This window comes from Amycolatopsis vastitatis (assembly GCF_002234595.1).
Taxonomy (GTDB): domain Bacteria; phylum Actinomycetota; class Actinomycetes; order Mycobacteriales; family Pseudonocardiaceae; genus Amycolatopsis; species Amycolatopsis vastitatis.
Window position 1 is genome coordinate 65,499 of sequence record NZ_NMUL01000016.1, and the last position, 14,566, is coordinate 80,064.

Here is a 14,566-nt window from a genome sequence, read left to right on the forward strand (position 1 = left end):
AACTTCTTGACCGGTCTGAACCACCGGTGGTTCACTCCCAGTGCTCGCCGGGTCACCCGGTCCGTTGACAACGTTGTCAAACCCCGTGGCCCGCTCACCCCGGGAGGAAGAGCATGCGCAGAGTCGTCACCGCGGCTTTGATCGTCCCCCTCGTCACCGCCGTGGCCACCCCGGCCGACGCCCGACCCGAGAACCGAGATCTCGCCGCCTACGTCAACCCGTTCGTCGGCGCGAAGGCCGGCGACACCCCCGAGACCAACACCTACGCCGGCGACACGTTCCCCGGCGCCGACGTCCCGTTCGGCATGGTGCAGTGGAGTCCCGACACGCCGCTGCAGCCCAAGCCGCCCGCCGGGCAGGGCCGGTACTACGCCCGCGACCGCGACGGTGGCTACGCCTGGGAAGAGAACCGCCTCCGCGGCTTCAGCATCACCCACTTCAACGGCGCGGGCTGCGGCGGCGCGGCGGGCGACGTCCCGTTCCTGCCGTTCGCCGGAAACCTGACCACCTCGCCCGCCGTCGACGCGACGAAGTACTTCCCCACCTTCAGCCACGCCGACGAATCCGCGTCGCCCGGCTACTACAAGGTGACCACCGGCTCCGGCATCACGACCGAGCTGACCACCACCCAGCGCTCCGGCATGGGCCGCTTCACCTTCCCGAAGAACTCCCCAGCGACACTGCTCGTCGACGTCGCGCAGTCCGCAATGGGCAGTGACGATGCCGCGGTCACCGTCGATCCCGCCCGGCGGACGGTCGAAGGCTGGGTCTCCAGCGGCCACTTCTGCCGCGGCCCGAACACCTACAAGGTCTACTTCACCGCGTCCTTCGACCAGCCGTTCGTGACGTCCGGGACCTGGCAGAGCGCCACCGTCACACCGGGCGGCACCAGCGCCCGCGGCGGCGACCTGAGCAAGACGACCTGGGACAAGCAGGTCGTCACACCCGACGGCGGTTCCGGCGCCTACCTGACCTTCGACCCGGCCAAGCCGGTCCAGGTGCGCGTCGGCTTGTCCTATGTGGACGCGGCCGGGGCGCGGCTCAACGCCGCGGTGGAACAGGGCCACGACTCCTTCGACGCCGTGCGCGCCAAGGCACGGCAGACCTGGAACGACCGCCTGCGGCAGATCACCGTCGAAGGCGGCACCGACGCGGCGACCAGGACGTTCTACACCGCGCTGTACCACACGCTCATGCAGCCGAACGTCTTTTCCGATGTGGACGGTCGCTACCCCGGCTTCGACAAGGCGATCCACCGGACGAAACCGGGCCACGCGCAGTACGCGAACTTCTCCGGCTGGGACACCTACCGCGACGAGGTGCAGCTGCTGTCGATGCTCGCCCCGCACGAGGCCGCCGACATGGCGCAGTCCATGCTCAACCAGGCGGACCAGGCGGGCGGGATCTGGGACCGGTGGTCGCAGAACAACGACTTCATGGGCGTGATGGGCGGCGACCCGTACCACTCGATCATCGCCAGCACGTACGCCTTCGGCGCCACGGACTTCGATGCCGCTCACGCGCTGAAATCCATGGTCAACGGCGCCACCCGCGTCCAGCAGGCCGGGGAACGCGCGCTCGAACGGCCCGGCCTGTCGGACTACCGGACGCTGGGCTACCACCCGAACAACGTCTCCGACATGCTCGAAGAGACGACCGCCGACTTCGGGCTCGCGCAGCTGGCCAAGCGGCTCGGCGACGCGAAGACACATCAGCAGTTCATGGCCCGCGCCCAGTACTGGGAGAACGTCTACAACCCGGCCACCGGCTACCTGCAGACCCGGATGCGCGACGGCCAGTTCCTCTCCCCGTTCGATCCCGCGCAGTACCAGGAAATGCGTTACCAGGAAGGGAACGCGGCGCAGTACACGTGGATGGTGCCGTACAACGTCCGAGGCCTCTTCGACGCGATGGGCGGCGACGAAGCCGTGAAGAAGCGTCTCGACTTCTTCTTCACGAAGCTGAACAGTGACGCCAACTCGCCGTACGCGTTCATGTCGAACGAGCCGTCGTTCGAGGTGCCGTGGGAGTACGCGTACGCGGGTGCGCCGTCGAAGACGCAGGACATCGTGCGCCGTTCGGCGGAGCTGCTGTTCAAGCCCACCGAGGACGGCCTGCCCGGCAACGACGACCTCGGCGCGACGTCGGCGTGGTACGTGTTCGCGGCGCTCGGCATGTACCCGGAAGCACCGGGACGCGCGGAGATGGTGCTGGCCAGCCCGATGTTCCCGAAGATCACGCTGACCCGCGCGAGCGGGCAGCGGATCACGATCACCGCGCCCGGCGCGTCCAGCTCGGTGAAGTACGTGAAGAGCCTGAAGGTGAACGGTCAGCCGAGCACCAAGCCGTGGCTGCCGGAGTCCTTCGCGGTGAACGGCGGCCGGCTGGACTTCACGCTCGGCGCGTCGCCGACGTCGTGGGGCTCGGGTGCCACCGACGCGCCGCCGTCGTTCCGCGACGGCGAAGTTCCGGTGCGTGGCCGGGTCGGCCCGGGCCGGGTCGTGGTCGCACCCGGCGGAACCACCGCCGCCACGGTGACCGCCGAAGGCATCACGGGCGCGGGCACGGTGTCCTGGCGGGCGAAGCCGCCGGCCGGGATCACCGTGACGCCGTCGAGCGGCACGCTCACCGTGGGCGCCCACGGCTCGGCGACCCAGCAGGTGAAGGTCACCGCCGCGGCCGGGACGCCCGACGCGTACACCAGCGTGCCCGTGGAGTTCACCGGGCAGCTGCCCGCGTACCTGCCGGTGACCGTCGGGAAGCCAGGGACGCTGCACGCGGCGAACACGAACGTCGGCGTCACGGACGACAAGCTCGTCCAGTTCGGCGACTTCGGCGAGACCGACCTCTACCCCGGCGGGTTCGTGTTCTCCTACTCCGCGCAGGGGTTCGCGTCCCACGGGATCACGCCGGGGGCGACGGTGACGGCCAACGACCAGCAGTTCCGCTGGCCGTCGAGCCCGACGGGATCGCCGGACAACGTGATCGCGGCGGGGCAAACGCTTGCGGTCGACGCCCCGTCGGGCTCGACGAAGCTGTCGTTCCTCGGCGCGGCGACCGGCGCCGACGCCCAGGGCACGGTGACGGTTACCTACACCGACGGCTCGACGCAACAGGGTTCGCTCGGCTTGTCGGAGTGGCTGCTCAAGGGCGGCGCGGAGACCCCGCAGTTCGGGAACACGGTCGTCGCGACGGTGCCGTACGTGAATTCGGCGTTCCCGAGGTACATGTTCCGGCTCCAGCGGCCGTACACGTCGTACCTGTTCGCGACCGCCCCCATCGCCCTTGACCCGGCGAAGCAGGTTCGCAGCATCACGCTGCCGACGTCGACCGGTTCAGGACAGGCACACGTGTTCACCTACGCGGTCAGCTGATCGGCCTGCCCGGGTCGTGCTTCGTCACGACCCGGGCAGCAGGCCGACGGCGCCGCGGGCCACCTGGGCCCAGGCCAGCCGGCCGAAGAGGTAGTGGCACGCCACCTGCTCGCTGGTGAACCGCGCCCAGTCGTAGCGGTTGCCCTGCTCCCGCCAGAACACCTCCCACGCCTCGTCCTCGCCCTGCATCAGGCACCAGGCGTTGTCGACCTCGGTGCCGAGCGAGACGACCTCGGGCGGCACGCCCAGCACGCCGAGCCACCGCTGGATCGACTGGGTGTTCATCAATCGTCTTCCCCCTTGGCCTCGGCGAGGTAGCCGAGCGTCACGAGTTCGTCGGCCGCCAGCAGGGCACGGTACCGGGTGCCGCCGCCGACCTGGCCGAACCAGTTCGCCGTCTCCGACCGCCACATCGGCACCGCGCGCACCACGACGTACCGGCGGTACTCGGCGTCCAGCATCCCCGGCGGCAGCGAGCGTTCCGTGAACGGTGTGCCGTCCTCGAAGAAAACCCGCCCGTACGCCGGGCCGAAGCGGTCGAGGACCGTGTCGGCCGGGACCATCACCGGCTCGGGCCAGTCCACGCTGCCCTCGGGGAACTGCTCGCCCGGCGGCCACGCGTATTCGGGGCCCAGGTCGCTGTGCCCGACGACGAACCGGCGGATCCACACGGCCTGCGTCGCCCGCGCGTACGGGACGTACCCCTCGGTGAGGTGCCGCGGCACCGGCCGCGGCGGCGCGGTCGGCGAGCGGCGGAAGCCCGCGGTGACGTTGGTCAGTGCCTGGTCGTCGAAGATCAGCCGGGCGTCCGGGTGGTCGTTCGGGCCGAAGCCGTCCGGGTCGTCCGGCAGCGGCAGCTGGCGCGCGGGCCGGTCCATGGCCACCGGCAGGTGCCCGATCGGGAACATGTGCACCAGGAACAGCGCGACGATGCTCTCCCGCTCGGTGCGCGGCGAGCCGAGCGGCGGCAGCGGCGCGGGCGAACCCGGGTTCGGTGGCGGGCCCGCCACCGGCGGTGGGCCTGCGACCGGTGGAGGGAGTGGCGCGGGCGTCGGCGGCGCCGGCGGGGCCGGGGGCAGCGGGAACGGCGGCAGCAACGGTGACACCGCGTGCGGCCACGCCGCGGGGCTGCCCGAGGGCGGAGTCGGCGCCTCTTCGAAGGCGCCCGAATCCAGGCCGTACCCGGGCAGCTGCACCGGCCCGGTGTCGAGGTCGGCCTCGACCGGTTCGGAGCCCGCCTCGGAAGGCTCGGTCACACCCATCCTCCGGCTCGGTCGGTGCCCGGGGGCACACGCTGTTCGACGCGGCCGCGGCGCTGCCGGTCCCCCTTGATACCGCACCCCTTCCGCGGCGGCGCGGCGAGGTCAGTTTCCCTTTCGGGGGCTCCGGGTGGCGGAGCCCCCGGCCCGGGGCGAAGCCCCGGATGTCACAGTTCCCTTTCGGGGGCTCCGGGTGGCGGAGCCCCTGGCCCGGGGCGAAGCCCCGGATGTCACAGTGCGGCGACCACGCGGGACGGGCTCGGGCGGCCGAGCTGTCCCGCCATCCAGGCGCTGGCCGCCACCAGCGCGTCCAAGTCGACGCCGGTGGCCACCCCGAGGCCGTCCAGCATCCACACCAGGTCTTCGGTGGCCAGGTTCCCCGTGGCCGACTCGGCGTACGGGCAGCCCCCGAGCCCACCCGCCGACGAGTCCACTGTCGACACTCCACATCGGAGCGCGGCCAGCGTGTTCGCCAGAGCCTGACCGTAGGTGTCGTGGAAGTGCACGGCCAAAGTACCGACATCGCCGAACAGCCCGACCAGGTTTTCGACCTGGCCCGCCGTCGCGACGCCGATGGTGTCGCCCAGCGACAGCTGCGTGCACCCCATGTCCAGCAGGCGGCGGCCGGCGGCGGCGACCTGCTTCGCCGGCACGACGCCTTCCCAGGGGTCGCCGAAGCACATCGAGAGGTAGCCTCGCACGGCCAGGCCCGCCTCGCTGGCCCGCGTGACCACCGGCTCGAACATCGCGAACTGCTCGTCCAGCGACGAGTTGAGGTTCTTGCGCGCGAACGTCTCGGTCGCGCTGGCGAAGATCGCGATGTGCTCGACTCCGGCCTCGAGCGCGCGGTTCAGGCCCTTCTCGTTCGGCACCAGGACCGGGTACCGGACGCCTTCACGGCGGTCGAGCCGGGCCAGCAGCTCCTCGGCGTCGGCCAGCTGCGGCACCCACTTCGGGTGCACGAAGCTGGTCGCCTCCAGCGTGGTCAGCCCGGCGCCGGCGAGCCGGTCGAGGAACTCCAGCTTGACCTCGACGGGGACGATCGCCTTCTCGTTCTGCAGCCCGTCACGCGGGCCGACCTCCCAGATCGTGACCCGTTCCGGCAGTCCGCCTGTCGAGGGGACCCGCTCGGGCAGGCCCAGTTCGCGGGTGCCCATCAGCGGCGACGTTCGCCACGCGGCGGGTGCTGCGGCGGCAGTGGGTTCGGGGAAGGCAGGGGCTCGGTCTGCTGCGCCCGCGGCCGGTAGTCGTCGTACGGGTTGTCGTTGACCTCGCGGTAGATCACCGTGTGCACCTTCTCCACGTGCGGGATGTCCTCGAACCGCAGCGGCTCGTCGGAGGCCGACTCGATGATCAGCGTGCCGCAGCCGAAGACCCGGTCCAGCAGCCCGTGCTCGAACTGGACGCTGTTGATCCGGCCCATCGGGATGTCGATGCCGGTGCGCTTGAGCACGCCTTCGCGGGCGATGAGCCGGTCGGTCGTCACGATGAAGTGGGTGGTCCGCCAGCGCACGAACGGCGTCAGGAACAACCACACCACGAGCACCAGGGCCACCACCCCGACGGCGATCAGCCCGACCGAGTTCCACGGCGAGCCGGCGTCCTTCGCCAGGATCGCGAGCCAGGTGCCCGCGCCCAGGGTGACCAGCAGCGCGAGCGTCGGCAAGATCAGCATCTTGAAGTGCGGGTGACTGTGCACCACGACGTGCTCTTGCTCGCTGAGCAAATCGTCCGGATAGGCCACGGCGGACGCTCCCAAGGTCGGTGCGGCGGTGTCGCTTCACCGTACCGGCGCGACACCCGGCCGGTGAGCGCAACGCCCCGAAGAATCAGGCGGGACGGACGTGCACCACGTCACCGGCGAACACAGTGTGCCGCTGCCCGCCCGTCATGTCGACCTGCAGCTGCCCGGCGGCGTCGATGCCGGCCGCGCGGCCGGTCAGCGCGGTGCCGTCCGGCAGCTGGACCTCGACGTCCTGACCGAGGGTCGCGCAGTGGGTGCGGTAGTCGCCGAGCAGCCCGGCCTCGGTGAGGTCGCCGCCGGCCAGGCGCCAGCGCCGTTCCAGGTCGTCGAGCTCCGTGAGGAGTGCGACGGCGACCTCGGTGCGGTCGGTGTTCGTGGCGCCCTGCTCGGCGAGCGACGTCGCGGGCAGCCCGCCCGGGCCCGGCTCGACGTCTCCCAGCGGCAGGACGTTGAGGCCGATGCCGAGCACGATCGACGGCTCGGTCCCCGCGACGGCCTCGGCGAGGATCCCCGCGCACTTGGCACCGTCGACGAGGACGTCGTTGGGCCACTTGAGCACGGCGTCGACGCCGACGGACGCGGCAGCGGCCCGGACCGCCAGCCCGGCGACGAGCGACAGCGAGCCCAGCGCCGAGAACGGGACGCCCGGCCGGAGCGCGACGCTGAGGTACAGGCCGCCCTTGGGCGAGCTCCACGACCGGGCGCGTCGCCCCACGCCCGCGGTCTGCTCCTCGGCCAGCAGAACGGTCCGGTCGGCAGCACCCTCTTCGAGGGCTTTCCGCAGGTCGGCGTTGGTGGAGCCGGTGCGCTCGACGACGTCGATCTTCGCGTACCGATCCCCGAGTGCCGCCATCAGCCGGGCACTGTCGATCTCAGGCATGTGCCCACCATATGGGAGTCCCCCTAACGTGCAAGCTACTCAGTCGTTCAGTAAGAGGTGCGCTCTTCTAAGTTGGACACCGTGACGTCCAAGCCGACCTCCTGGGCCCGCGGCGCGGCGCTGCGCGGCCTGGTCGCGCTGCCGCTCGTCGCGGGTCTGGTCACCGCGGGCTGGCTGCTGGCCGACCGGTCACCGGAGCCCCCGCCCGCCCCCGTGCCGGTCCCGGTGGCCCAGGCCGGGCCGTCGGTCCTCGAGGTCAGCGCACCGGTGAAGGCGCAGGAGCCGGGCCAGGGCGCGTCCGGCCAGGGCGGCAAGAGCCCGTTGCGGCAGTGGGCAGAACAGCTGGCCGGGCCCCTCGACATCCCGGCGGACGCGCTGGTCGGCTACGCGAACGGCGAGCTGGCGCTGCGGAACGAACGGCCGTCGTGCCACCTTTCGTGGGTCACCCTCGCGGGGGTGGGCTCGGCGGCGTCGGCCCACGGCCGCGGCGGCGGGAACCTGCTCGGGCTGCCGTCGGCACAGGCCAAGAAGGCGGCGGACGCGGACTCGGCGTCGGTCGCGGCCGGCCGGGCGCTCTGCGCGAGCGGCACCGACCTCGGCGCCGGACCGGGCTGGTGGAAGGCGATCGCCGCCTACCACCCGGGCAGTGAGACCGAGCTGTTCCGCCAGCGGGTCCTCGGCATGGCCCAGCTCTACGCGACGCTCTCGCTGGACCCGGCGTCGGCCGGTTCGGCGCGGGTCCACGCCACCCGGTTCGCGCTGGGCCAGCTCGGCCTCCCGTACGTCTGGGGCGGCAACGGTCCCGACGCGGGCGCGGCGGGTTTCGACTGCTCCGGGCTGACGAAGGCGTCGTACGACAGCGCGGGGGTCTCCCTGCCGCGGACGGCGGACAGCCAGTTCCGCGCGCTCCCCCCGGTCCCGCCGACGCAGGAACCCCGCCTGGGCGACCTGGTGTTCTACGGCAGCCCGGCGACACGCATCCACCACGTCGGGCTCTACCTCGGCAACGGCCTGATGATCAACGCGCCGACCGAGGGCCAGGCGATCCAGATCCACACGTACCACTCGAGGGGCGACGACTACGCGGGCGCGGGCCGCCCCGCCTGACCCTGTTTCAGGACGGCCGGGGAGCCACCAGCCCGGATTCGTAGGCGAACACCACGAGCTGAGCGCGGTCACGGGCGCGCAGCTTGACCATGGCCCGGTTGACGTGCGTCTTCGCGGTCAGCGGGCTGATCACCATGCGCGCGGCGATCTCGTCGTTGGCCAGGCCCCGCGCGACCAGCGTGACGGCCTCGCGCTCGCGGTTGGTCAGTTCCACGAGCCCCGCGCCGGGGACGAGCGGCTGGGTGACGTACCGGTCGATCAGCTTCCGGGTGATCGACGGCGCCAGCAGCGCGTCACCCCGGGCGGCGACGCGCACGGCGTGCAGGAAGTCCTCCGGCTGGATGTCCTTGACCAGGAACCCGGCCGCGCCCGCCCGCAGCGCTTCGAAGACGTATTCGTCCAGGCCGTAGTTGGTCAGGATGACGACGTGCACCGCGGTCAGCGCCGGGTCCGCGGCGATGCGCCGGGTCGCCTCGATGCCGTCGACGCCCGGCATCTGGACGTCGACGAGCGCGATGTCCGGGAGGTGGTCGCGCGCCAGGCGGACCGCCTCGCTCCCGTCGGCGGCTTCGGCGACCACCTCGATGTCGTCCTCGACGTCGAGGAGCGCGCGGAACCCGCTGCGGATGAGCGGCTGGTCGTCGGCCAGCAGGACGCGGATCACGCCGGGTCCACGGGCAGTTCGGCTTGGACGCTGAAGCCGCCCTCGCGGCGCGGCTCCGCGAGCAGCCTGCCGCCCAGGGCGGTGACGCGTTCCCGCATGCCCAGCAGGCCGACGCCCGGCACCGGCACGCTGTCCACAGTGGCCTGGCCGTCGTCGTCGACCCGGATGACCAGCGCGCCGGGCCGGTGGTCGATCCGGACCGACGCGGTGGCCGCGGCGGCGTGCCGGGCGATGTTCGTCAGCGACTCCTGGACGATCCGGTAGGCGGTCCGGCCCACCGCGGCGGGCACGTCGTCGCGATAGCCCTCGATCGTCAGCCGCGCGTCCAGGCCCGCGCTGCGCGCCCGGCGCACGAGTTCGGGGACGTCGCCCAGCCCGCGCGGCGGGTCCTCGTCGTCCTCACGCAGTGCTTCCAGGGTCGCGCGCAGTTCCCGGGCCGCCTCGCGGCCGGCGTCCCGGATCGCCAGCAGGGCCTCCGGCACGTCCTCGCCCCGCTTGCGGGCCAAGTGGACGGCGACTTCGGCCTGCACCTTGATGACGGAGATCTGGTGGGTCAGCGAGTCGTGCAGCTCCCGTGCGATGTGCAGCCGCTCCTCGTCGGCACGACGGCGCGCGGTCTCCTCGCGGGTGCGCTCGGCCTCGTCGGCCCGGCGCTCGGCCTGCCGCAACGCCTCCCCCGCCGCGCCCGCGGCGATCAGCCAGGCCAGCTGGAGGACGTCCCGCGACTGCGTGAACGCCTCGCCGGTGTCGTGCAGGCCCGAAGCCAGGAGCGCGAGCGGCACCCCGGCCAGCATGAGCACCGAAGCCACCACCGCGGCGACGCGGTGTCCCGTCCGGACCGCGGCGTACACGGCGAACAGGTAGGCGACTACCGGCACTTCGAAACCGGCGGCCTGGTACCCCAGCGCGCACCCGGCGGTCGCCGCCAGCACGGCGATCGGGGCCCGGCGACGCGCGGCCAGCGCCAGCCCGCCTGCCACGAGGAAGGCGTAGCCCAGCGCGGCGAAATCCGCGGGGCGCGGCCCGGACAGCCCGGCGATCAGCAGGGCCGCCGCCACCCCGACGGCGATCACCCCGTCCACGATCCGCGCCCGGCTCACCCTCGCACCCTAACCGGGCAGCCGCGCGGGGAACTCCCGCACGCAGAGCATTTCCGGACTACCGCACCCGCGGTAGTCCCCCGCTTTCTGCGACAACCGCGGCAAGGCGAAGTGTCTGCTCCCGCGCGACGACGGCGGCGGGGTCCGGCGGACATGCTCGGTGCCGTCCGATCGCCGAAAGAGGAGCACCTCATGTCCGTTCACCTCGCCGCCGTCAGTGCCTACGACTTGACGCCCGGGCGGCTCTGGTCCTTGATAGCCGCGGTTCTGGGCCTGGCCGGCGTGGTCGCGGGCGGGCTGGCCCTGGCCCGCGGCCGGGGAGCTGCCGGAGCACTGGCCGGCGGCCTGGCCGCCGTGCTCATCGGCGGCTGGGTCGTGGCGGCGGCCAAGGGCGGTCCCGGCACCGGCTACGGGATCGTCGGGGGTTACGCGGCGCTCGTGATCGGGCTGGTGGCCATCGCCCTCGGCGGGCTGGCCATGGCCCGCTCGCGCGGTTTTGTCGGTGGTCGCCGCTAGCGTCCGGGCCATGTACGAAATCGACTTCGCCGAGTTCCCGTCCAGCTCGGCCGCGGCGTCCGGGCAGTTCTTCGAGCGCGCGTTCGGCTGGACGGTGACGCCGTACGGGCCGGACTACACCGACGTCCGGGCCGCCGGGCTCACGTTGGGGTTCCAGGCGGACCCGGCCGAACAGCCGTCAGCTCCGCTGCTCACCGTCCGCACGGACGATCTGGCGGCGGCCCGCGAAGCGGTGGAAGCGGCGGGGGGTGAGGTGACAAGGGAACCGTTCGCCTTCCCCGGCGGGCGGCGCTTCCACTTCCGCGAACCCGGCGGGAGCGAGCTGGCGGTGTGGTGCCGGGACGAATAGCGCGTGGTTCCGTTCTACGCGGACACCACCGCCATCGCCGGCTCGACGTAGCCCTCCGCCCCGCCGCCGTAGTAGGTCGCGGGATCGCCCGGCGTGAGCGGGTGCCCGAGCGCGAACCGCGTCACCAGGTCCGGGTTCGCGACGAAGTGCCGCGCGTACGACACCGCGTCGGCGATCCCGGCTTCGATCACCGCGTCGCCCGACTCGCGGTCGAAGCCGTTGTTGACGATCAGCGGTCCGTCGAACAAACCCCGGTAGTGCGCGAAAGCCGCGAAGTCCGGCCCGGTGTCGGGTCCGCGGAGGTGCAGGTAGTCCACGTCGAGCCCGGCGACCAGGTCGTCGTACTCGGCGCGGAGCTGTCCGTCCACAGTGAACAGTCCGCCGGTCCACCACGGCGAGAGCCGGACGCCGACGGGCCTGTGGGCGGCGACAGCGTCGACGACCTCCAGCAGCAGCCTGCGGCGGTTGGTCGGGGAACCGCCGTATGCATCGGTGCGCCGGTTCAGCCGCGGGTGCAGGAACTGCGCGAGCAGGTACACGCCGTTGGCCGCCACCTCGACGCCGTCGAACCCGGCGAGGCGGGCGTTCTCCGCTGCCACGCCGTAGTCCGCGACGGTGGCCCGGATCTCGGCCACGCTCATCGCGCGCGGAGTGACCGTCGGGCGGCGCCCGGCGGCGGTGTGCACCTCCTCGCCGGGGTTCACCGCCGACGGCCCGGCCGGCCGGGCGCCGCCGAGGAAGTCCGGATGGGACACCGCGCCGGTGTGCCACAGCTGCAGCACGATCCGCCCGCCGAGCGCGTGCACGACGTCCGTGACCCGCCGCCACCCGGCGACCTGGGCCTCGGTGTACACCCCCGGGACGTTCAGGAACCCGGCGGCGCGTTCACTCACCCAGGTACCTTCGGCGACGATGAGCCCGGCGCCGGCGCGCTGTGCGTAGTAGGCGGCTTGGAGGTCGCCGGGCACGCCGTCCGGGACACGCGCCCGGGTCGTCGGCGCCAGCACGACGCGGTTCGGCAGGCGCCGGCCGCCCAGGTCGGCAGGGGTCAGCAGGTTCATGGTCACCTCTGGTCGTCGGGACACGTCGGGGAAGCGACGGTGGACGCGGGCGAAAGGTGACCGATGGACGAGCTGGCAGCGGAGTTCGAGGCCGAACGCGGCAGGCTGCGCGGGCTGGCCTACCGGATGCTCGGCTCGGCGGCCGAGGCGGACGACGCCGTGCAGGAGGCCTGGCTGCGGCTGAACCGCGTGGACTCCGTCGACAACCTGGCGGCCTGGCTGACCACGGTCGTCTCCCGCGTCTGCCTCGACGTCCTGCGCTCGCGGAAGGCGCGCCGCGAGGAGGCTTTCGAGGTGTTCCCGGAGCCGGCGGACGACGCCGACCCGGCGGGCGAAGCCGAACTCGCCGACTCCGTGGGCCGCGCACTGCTCGTCGTGCTCGACGCACTCGGCCCGGCCGAGCGGATCGCCTTCGTGCTGCACGACCTGTTCGCGGTGCCGTTCGACCGGATCGCGCCGGTGCTGGACCGGACGCCGGTGGCGGCGAAGAAGCTGGCGAGCCGCGCGCGGCAGCGGGTGCGGGGCACGTCCCCGCTGCCCCCGGCCGACCTGGCCCGGCACCGCCGGGTGGTCGACGCGTTCCTGGCCGCGGCCCGCGGCGGCGACCTGGCCTCGCTGCTCGAGGTGCTGGCGCCGGACGTCGTCCGCCGGGCCGACGCGGCCGCGCTGCCGGCGGGAGCGGCGCTCGAAACGCGCGGCGCCCGCGCGGTGGCCGAGGAGACGCGGGTGTTCGGCAAACGAGCCCGCTTCGCCGAAGCAGCCCTGGTCGACGGCGCTGTCGGGGTCGTCGTGGCACCACGCGGACGGCTGGTGCTCGCCCTCGCCGTGGTGGTCGAAGGCGAACGGGTGGCGGCCTATGAGGTGATCGCCGACCCCGCCCGCCTCGCCGCGCTGCACGTCACGGTCCTCAGCGCTTGATCCGGTACGACAGGTGCGTCACGCCGGTGCCCTCGATGACCTCGGGATCGGTCAGCTTGGTCGTGGTGTCGAGGTGGTCGAAGAAGCGGACGCCGGAACCCAGCAGCACCGGGATGAGATCCACCTGGATGCCGTCGAGCAGGCCGAGGTTCAGGCACTGCTGGGCGATCGTGGTGCTGGCGACCGCGACGTTCTTGTCGCCCGCGTTCTTCTTGGCCTGCTCGACGGCGCTTTCGAGGCCGTCGGTGACGAAGGTGAACGGCGCGTCCGGGTGCGGCCAGTCCGCGGGCTCTTCGTGGGTGACGACGAAGACCGGCACGCCCATCGGGTGCTTGCCGCCCCAGCCCTGGGTCAGGGTGAACAGCCGGCGGCCGGTGATCAGCGCCCCGACGTTCTCCATCGCGGCGCGCAGCATCTTCGCGCTGGCCTCGGAGGTCTTGAAGGTGGCCCAGTCGACGGCGGTGGGCACCTCGACGTCGCCGTTGCCGAACCACTCGAACAGGTGATCGATGCGGTCCTCCGGGTCGGCGACGAAGCCGTCGAGGGACATGGACATGTTGGCGATGACGTCGGCCATGATGACTCCTTTTTCGCTGGTCGGAGGCGGTTTGCCTCGCTGATGAGAAGTCTTCCGCGTCCGCCCGGCCGGAAGATCTGCCACCTGGCCGACATCCGGCGACGGGTGGCCGATGCCTTGACAGCCGAGGGGACCGGCGGCACCATGAAAACGTGTTCATGAACAGATGTTCATAAGCGAGGGGACGCGATGACCGGGATCGTCAACACCGCACAGGCGGAGGCATGGAACGGCTACGAGGGGGAACATTGGGCAGCGCACGCCGACCGCTACGACGCGGTGAACAGCGGCTTCAACGGTTATTTGCTCGACCGCGTCCGGGCGGCCGACCGGGTACTCGACATCGGCTGCGGCAACGGCCAGCTGACCCGGCTCGCCGCGGCGCGGGCCCGGTCAGCCACCGGCGTCGACCTCTCCGGGCCGATGCTCGCGACCGCGCGGGCCCGGGCGGCCGAGGTGCCGAACGTGGCGTTCGAACAGGGTGACGTCCAGGTCCACCCCTTCGCCGAAGGGACGTTCGACCTGGCGGTCAGCCGGTTCGGGGTGATGTTCTTCGCCGATCCGGTGGCCGCGTTCGCCAACGTCCGGCGTGCCCTGAGCCCCGGCGGGCGGCTGGCGTTCCTGTGCATGACGGCGCTGTCCGGCACCGACCTCGGCCGGCTGTTCGGCGCGATGGCGGCGTACCTGCCCCAGCCGACTGGGCCGGACGGCAGCGGCCCAACGTCGTTCGCGGACCCGGACCGGACGAGGGCGGTGCTGACCGAAGCCGGCTTCGAAGACGTGGTGTGCACCCGCGTCGAGGCCGGCCAGGTCTGGGGCCGGGACGTCCCCGACGCGGCGCGGTTCATCGCCGGCTGGGGTCCGGTCCGCCACCACCTCGGCCTGGTCGACGACGCGACGGCGGCCAAGGCGACCGAAGCGTTGACGGCCGCGCTCGAGCCGTTCGCGGAACCGGACGCGGTCCGCCTGCGCGGCACCGCGTGGCTGGTCACGGGAAGGAGGTCGTGACGACGGCAG

At 72.4% G+C, this 14,566-nt stretch carries 15 protein-coding genes; 6 read left to right on the forward strand and 9 right to left on the reverse strand.

The window, feature by feature from the left end; translation table 11 throughout:
• Window positions 1–113: 113 nt before the first annotated feature.
• Complete coding sequence (locus tag CF165_RS18370) at window positions 114–3,374, forward strand: GH92 family glycosyl hydrolase (RefSeq protein WP_093948764.1); 3,261 nt, start codon at window positions 114–116, stop codon at window positions 3,372–3,374.
• A 24-nt stretch (window positions 3,375–3,398) separates the two neighbouring features.
• On the opposite strand, the gene CF165_RS18375 is transcribed toward CF165_RS18370, so the two are convergent.
• From CF165_RS18375 to CF165_RS18400, 5 genes are all read right to left on the reverse strand, one after another.
• Complete coding sequence (locus CF165_RS18375; RefSeq protein WP_093948765.1) at window positions 3,399–3,659, reverse strand: hypothetical protein; 261 nt, start codon at window positions 3,657–3,659, stop codon at window positions 3,399–3,401.
• On the reverse strand, window positions 3,659–4,630 hold the full coding sequence (locus CF165_RS18380; RefSeq protein WP_093948992.1) for a TNT domain-containing protein: 972 nt from the start codon (window positions 4,628–4,630) through the stop codon (window positions 3,659–3,661). The genes CF165_RS18375 and CF165_RS18380 overlap by 1 nt, the downstream gene beginning before the upstream one ends.
• A 233-nt stretch (window positions 4,631–4,863) precedes the next feature.
• The gene (locus CF165_RS18390; RefSeq protein WP_093948766.1) at window positions 4,864–5,790 is read right to left on the reverse strand and encodes a hydroxymethylglutaryl-CoA lyase; all 927 of its coding nucleotides are present in this window, start codon (window positions 5,788–5,790) and stop codon (window positions 4,864–4,866) included.
• Window positions 5,790–6,377, reverse strand: coding sequence for a PH domain-containing protein (locus CF165_RS18395; RefSeq protein WP_093948767.1), 588 nt, complete (start codon window positions 6,375–6,377; stop codon window positions 5,790–5,792). Before CF165_RS18395 ends, CF165_RS18390 begins: the two co-directional genes overlap by 1 nt.
• An 85-nt stretch (window positions 6,378–6,462) precedes the next feature.
• Complete coding sequence (locus tag CF165_RS18400; protein WP_093948768.1) at window positions 6,463–7,257, reverse strand: biotin--[acetyl-CoA-carboxylase] ligase; 795 nt, start codon at window positions 7,255–7,257, stop codon at window positions 6,463–6,465.
• Window positions 7,258–7,338: 81 nt separating this feature from the next.
• Between CF165_RS18400 and CF165_RS18405 the strand changes: the two genes are divergently transcribed.
• The gene (locus tag CF165_RS18405; RefSeq protein WP_093948993.1) at window positions 7,339–8,364 is read left to right on the forward strand and encodes a C40 family peptidase; all 1,026 of its coding nucleotides are present in this window, start codon (window positions 7,339–7,341) and stop codon (window positions 8,362–8,364) included.
• A gap of 7 nt (window positions 8,365–8,371) precedes the next feature.
• On the opposite strand, the gene CF165_RS18410 is transcribed toward CF165_RS18405, so the two are convergent.
• Together CF165_RS18410 and CF165_RS18415 are read right to left on the reverse strand one after the other, a co-directional pair.
• Window positions 8,372–9,028 carry a response regulator gene (locus CF165_RS18410; RefSeq protein WP_093948769.1) on the reverse strand — a complete coding sequence of 219 codons (657 nt, stop codon included), beginning with the start codon at window positions 9,026–9,028 and terminating at the stop codon, window positions 8,372–8,374.
• Window positions 9,025–10,128 (reverse strand): sensor histidine kinase, encoded by a 1,104-nt coding sequence (locus CF165_RS18415; protein ID WP_093948770.1) that lies wholly within the window; start codon window positions 10,126–10,128, stop codon window positions 9,025–9,027. Before CF165_RS18415 ends, CF165_RS18410 begins: the two co-directional genes overlap by 4 nt.
• Before the next feature lie 192 nt (window positions 10,129–10,320).
• Between CF165_RS18415 and CF165_RS18420 the strand changes: the two genes are divergently transcribed.
• Both CF165_RS18420 and CF165_RS18425 read left to right on the forward strand, forming a co-directional pair.
• Window positions 10,321–10,644: a DUF6223 family protein gene (locus tag CF165_RS18420; RefSeq protein ID WP_093948771.1), complete on the forward strand. Its 324-nt coding sequence runs from the start codon at window positions 10,321–10,323 to the stop codon at window positions 10,642–10,644.
• Window positions 10,645–10,654: 10 nt separating this feature from the next.
• Window positions 10,655–10,993, forward strand: coding sequence for a VOC family protein (locus tag CF165_RS18425; protein WP_093948772.1), 339 nt, complete (start codon window positions 10,655–10,657; stop codon window positions 10,991–10,993).
• Window positions 10,994–11,007: 14 nt separating this feature from the next.
• Here the strand turns inward: CF165_RS18425 and CF165_RS18430 are convergent, their stop codons facing one another.
• On the reverse strand, window positions 11,008–12,054 hold the full coding sequence (locus CF165_RS18430; RefSeq protein WP_093948994.1) for an alkene reductase: 1,047 nt from the start codon (window positions 12,052–12,054) through the stop codon (window positions 11,008–11,010).
• Between the two features lie 63 nt (window positions 12,055–12,117).
• On the opposite strand from CF165_RS18430, the gene CF165_RS18435 reads away from it, so the two are divergent.
• A complete protein-coding gene (locus tag CF165_RS18435) occupies window positions 12,118–12,972 on the forward strand; it encodes a sigma-70 family RNA polymerase sigma factor (RefSeq protein ID WP_093948773.1) in 855 nt (284 codons plus the stop codon).
• Here CF165_RS18435 and CF165_RS18440 read toward each other — a convergent pair.
• The gene (locus CF165_RS18440) at window positions 12,962–13,549 is read right to left on the reverse strand and encodes a dihydrofolate reductase family protein (RefSeq protein WP_093948774.1); all 588 of its coding nucleotides are present in this window, start codon (window positions 13,547–13,549) and stop codon (window positions 12,962–12,964) included. The genes CF165_RS18435 and CF165_RS18440 overlap by 11 nt on opposite strands.
• Before the next feature lie 189 nt (window positions 13,550–13,738).
• On the opposite strand from CF165_RS18440, the gene CF165_RS18445 reads away from it, so the two are divergent.
• The gene (locus CF165_RS18445) at window positions 13,739–14,557 is read left to right on the forward strand and encodes a class I SAM-dependent methyltransferase (RefSeq protein ID WP_093948775.1); all 819 of its coding nucleotides are present in this window, start codon (window positions 13,739–13,741) and stop codon (window positions 14,555–14,557) included.
• The last annotated feature ends 9 nt before the right edge of the window (window positions 14,558–14,566 follow it).

Excerpts from the sequence above, each read along its gene's own strand:
- CF165_RS18370 (WP_093948764.1), top strand. The coding sequence starts at position 114 with ATGCGCAGAGTCGTCACCGCGGCTTTGATCGTCCCCCTCGTCACCGCC.
- CF165_RS18375 (WP_093948765.1), bottom strand. The coding sequence starts at position 3,659 with ATGAACACCCAGTCGATCCAGCGGTGGCTCGGCGTGCTGGGCGTGCCG.
- CF165_RS18390 (WP_093948766.1), bottom strand. The coding sequence starts at position 5,790 with ATGGGCACCCGCGAACTGGGCCTGCCCGAGCGGGTCCCCTCGACAGGC.
- CF165_RS18400 (WP_093948768.1), bottom strand. The coding sequence starts at position 7,257 with ATGCCTGAGATCGACAGTGCCCGGCTGATGGCGGCACTCGGGGATCGG.
- CF165_RS18420 (WP_093948771.1), top strand. The coding sequence starts at position 10,321 with ATGTCCGTTCACCTCGCCGCCGTCAGTGCCTACGACTTGACGCCCGGG.
- CF165_RS18425 (WP_093948772.1), top strand. The coding sequence starts at position 10,655 with ATGTACGAAATCGACTTCGCCGAGTTCCCGTCCAGCTCGGCCGCGGCG.
- CF165_RS18430 (WP_093948994.1), bottom strand. The coding sequence starts at position 12,054 with ATGAACCTGCTGACCCCTGCCGACCTGGGCGGCCGGCGCCTGCCGAAC.
- CF165_RS18435 (WP_093948773.1), top strand. The coding sequence starts at position 12,118 with ATGGACGAGCTGGCAGCGGAGTTCGAGGCCGAACGCGGCAGGCTGCGC.
- CF165_RS18440 (WP_093948774.1), bottom strand. The coding sequence starts at position 13,549 with ATGGCCGACGTCATCGCCAACATGTCCATGTCCCTCGACGGCTTCGTC.
- CF165_RS18445 (WP_093948775.1), top strand. The coding sequence starts at position 13,739 with ATGACCGGGATCGTCAACACCGCACAGGCGGAGGCATGGAACGGCTAC.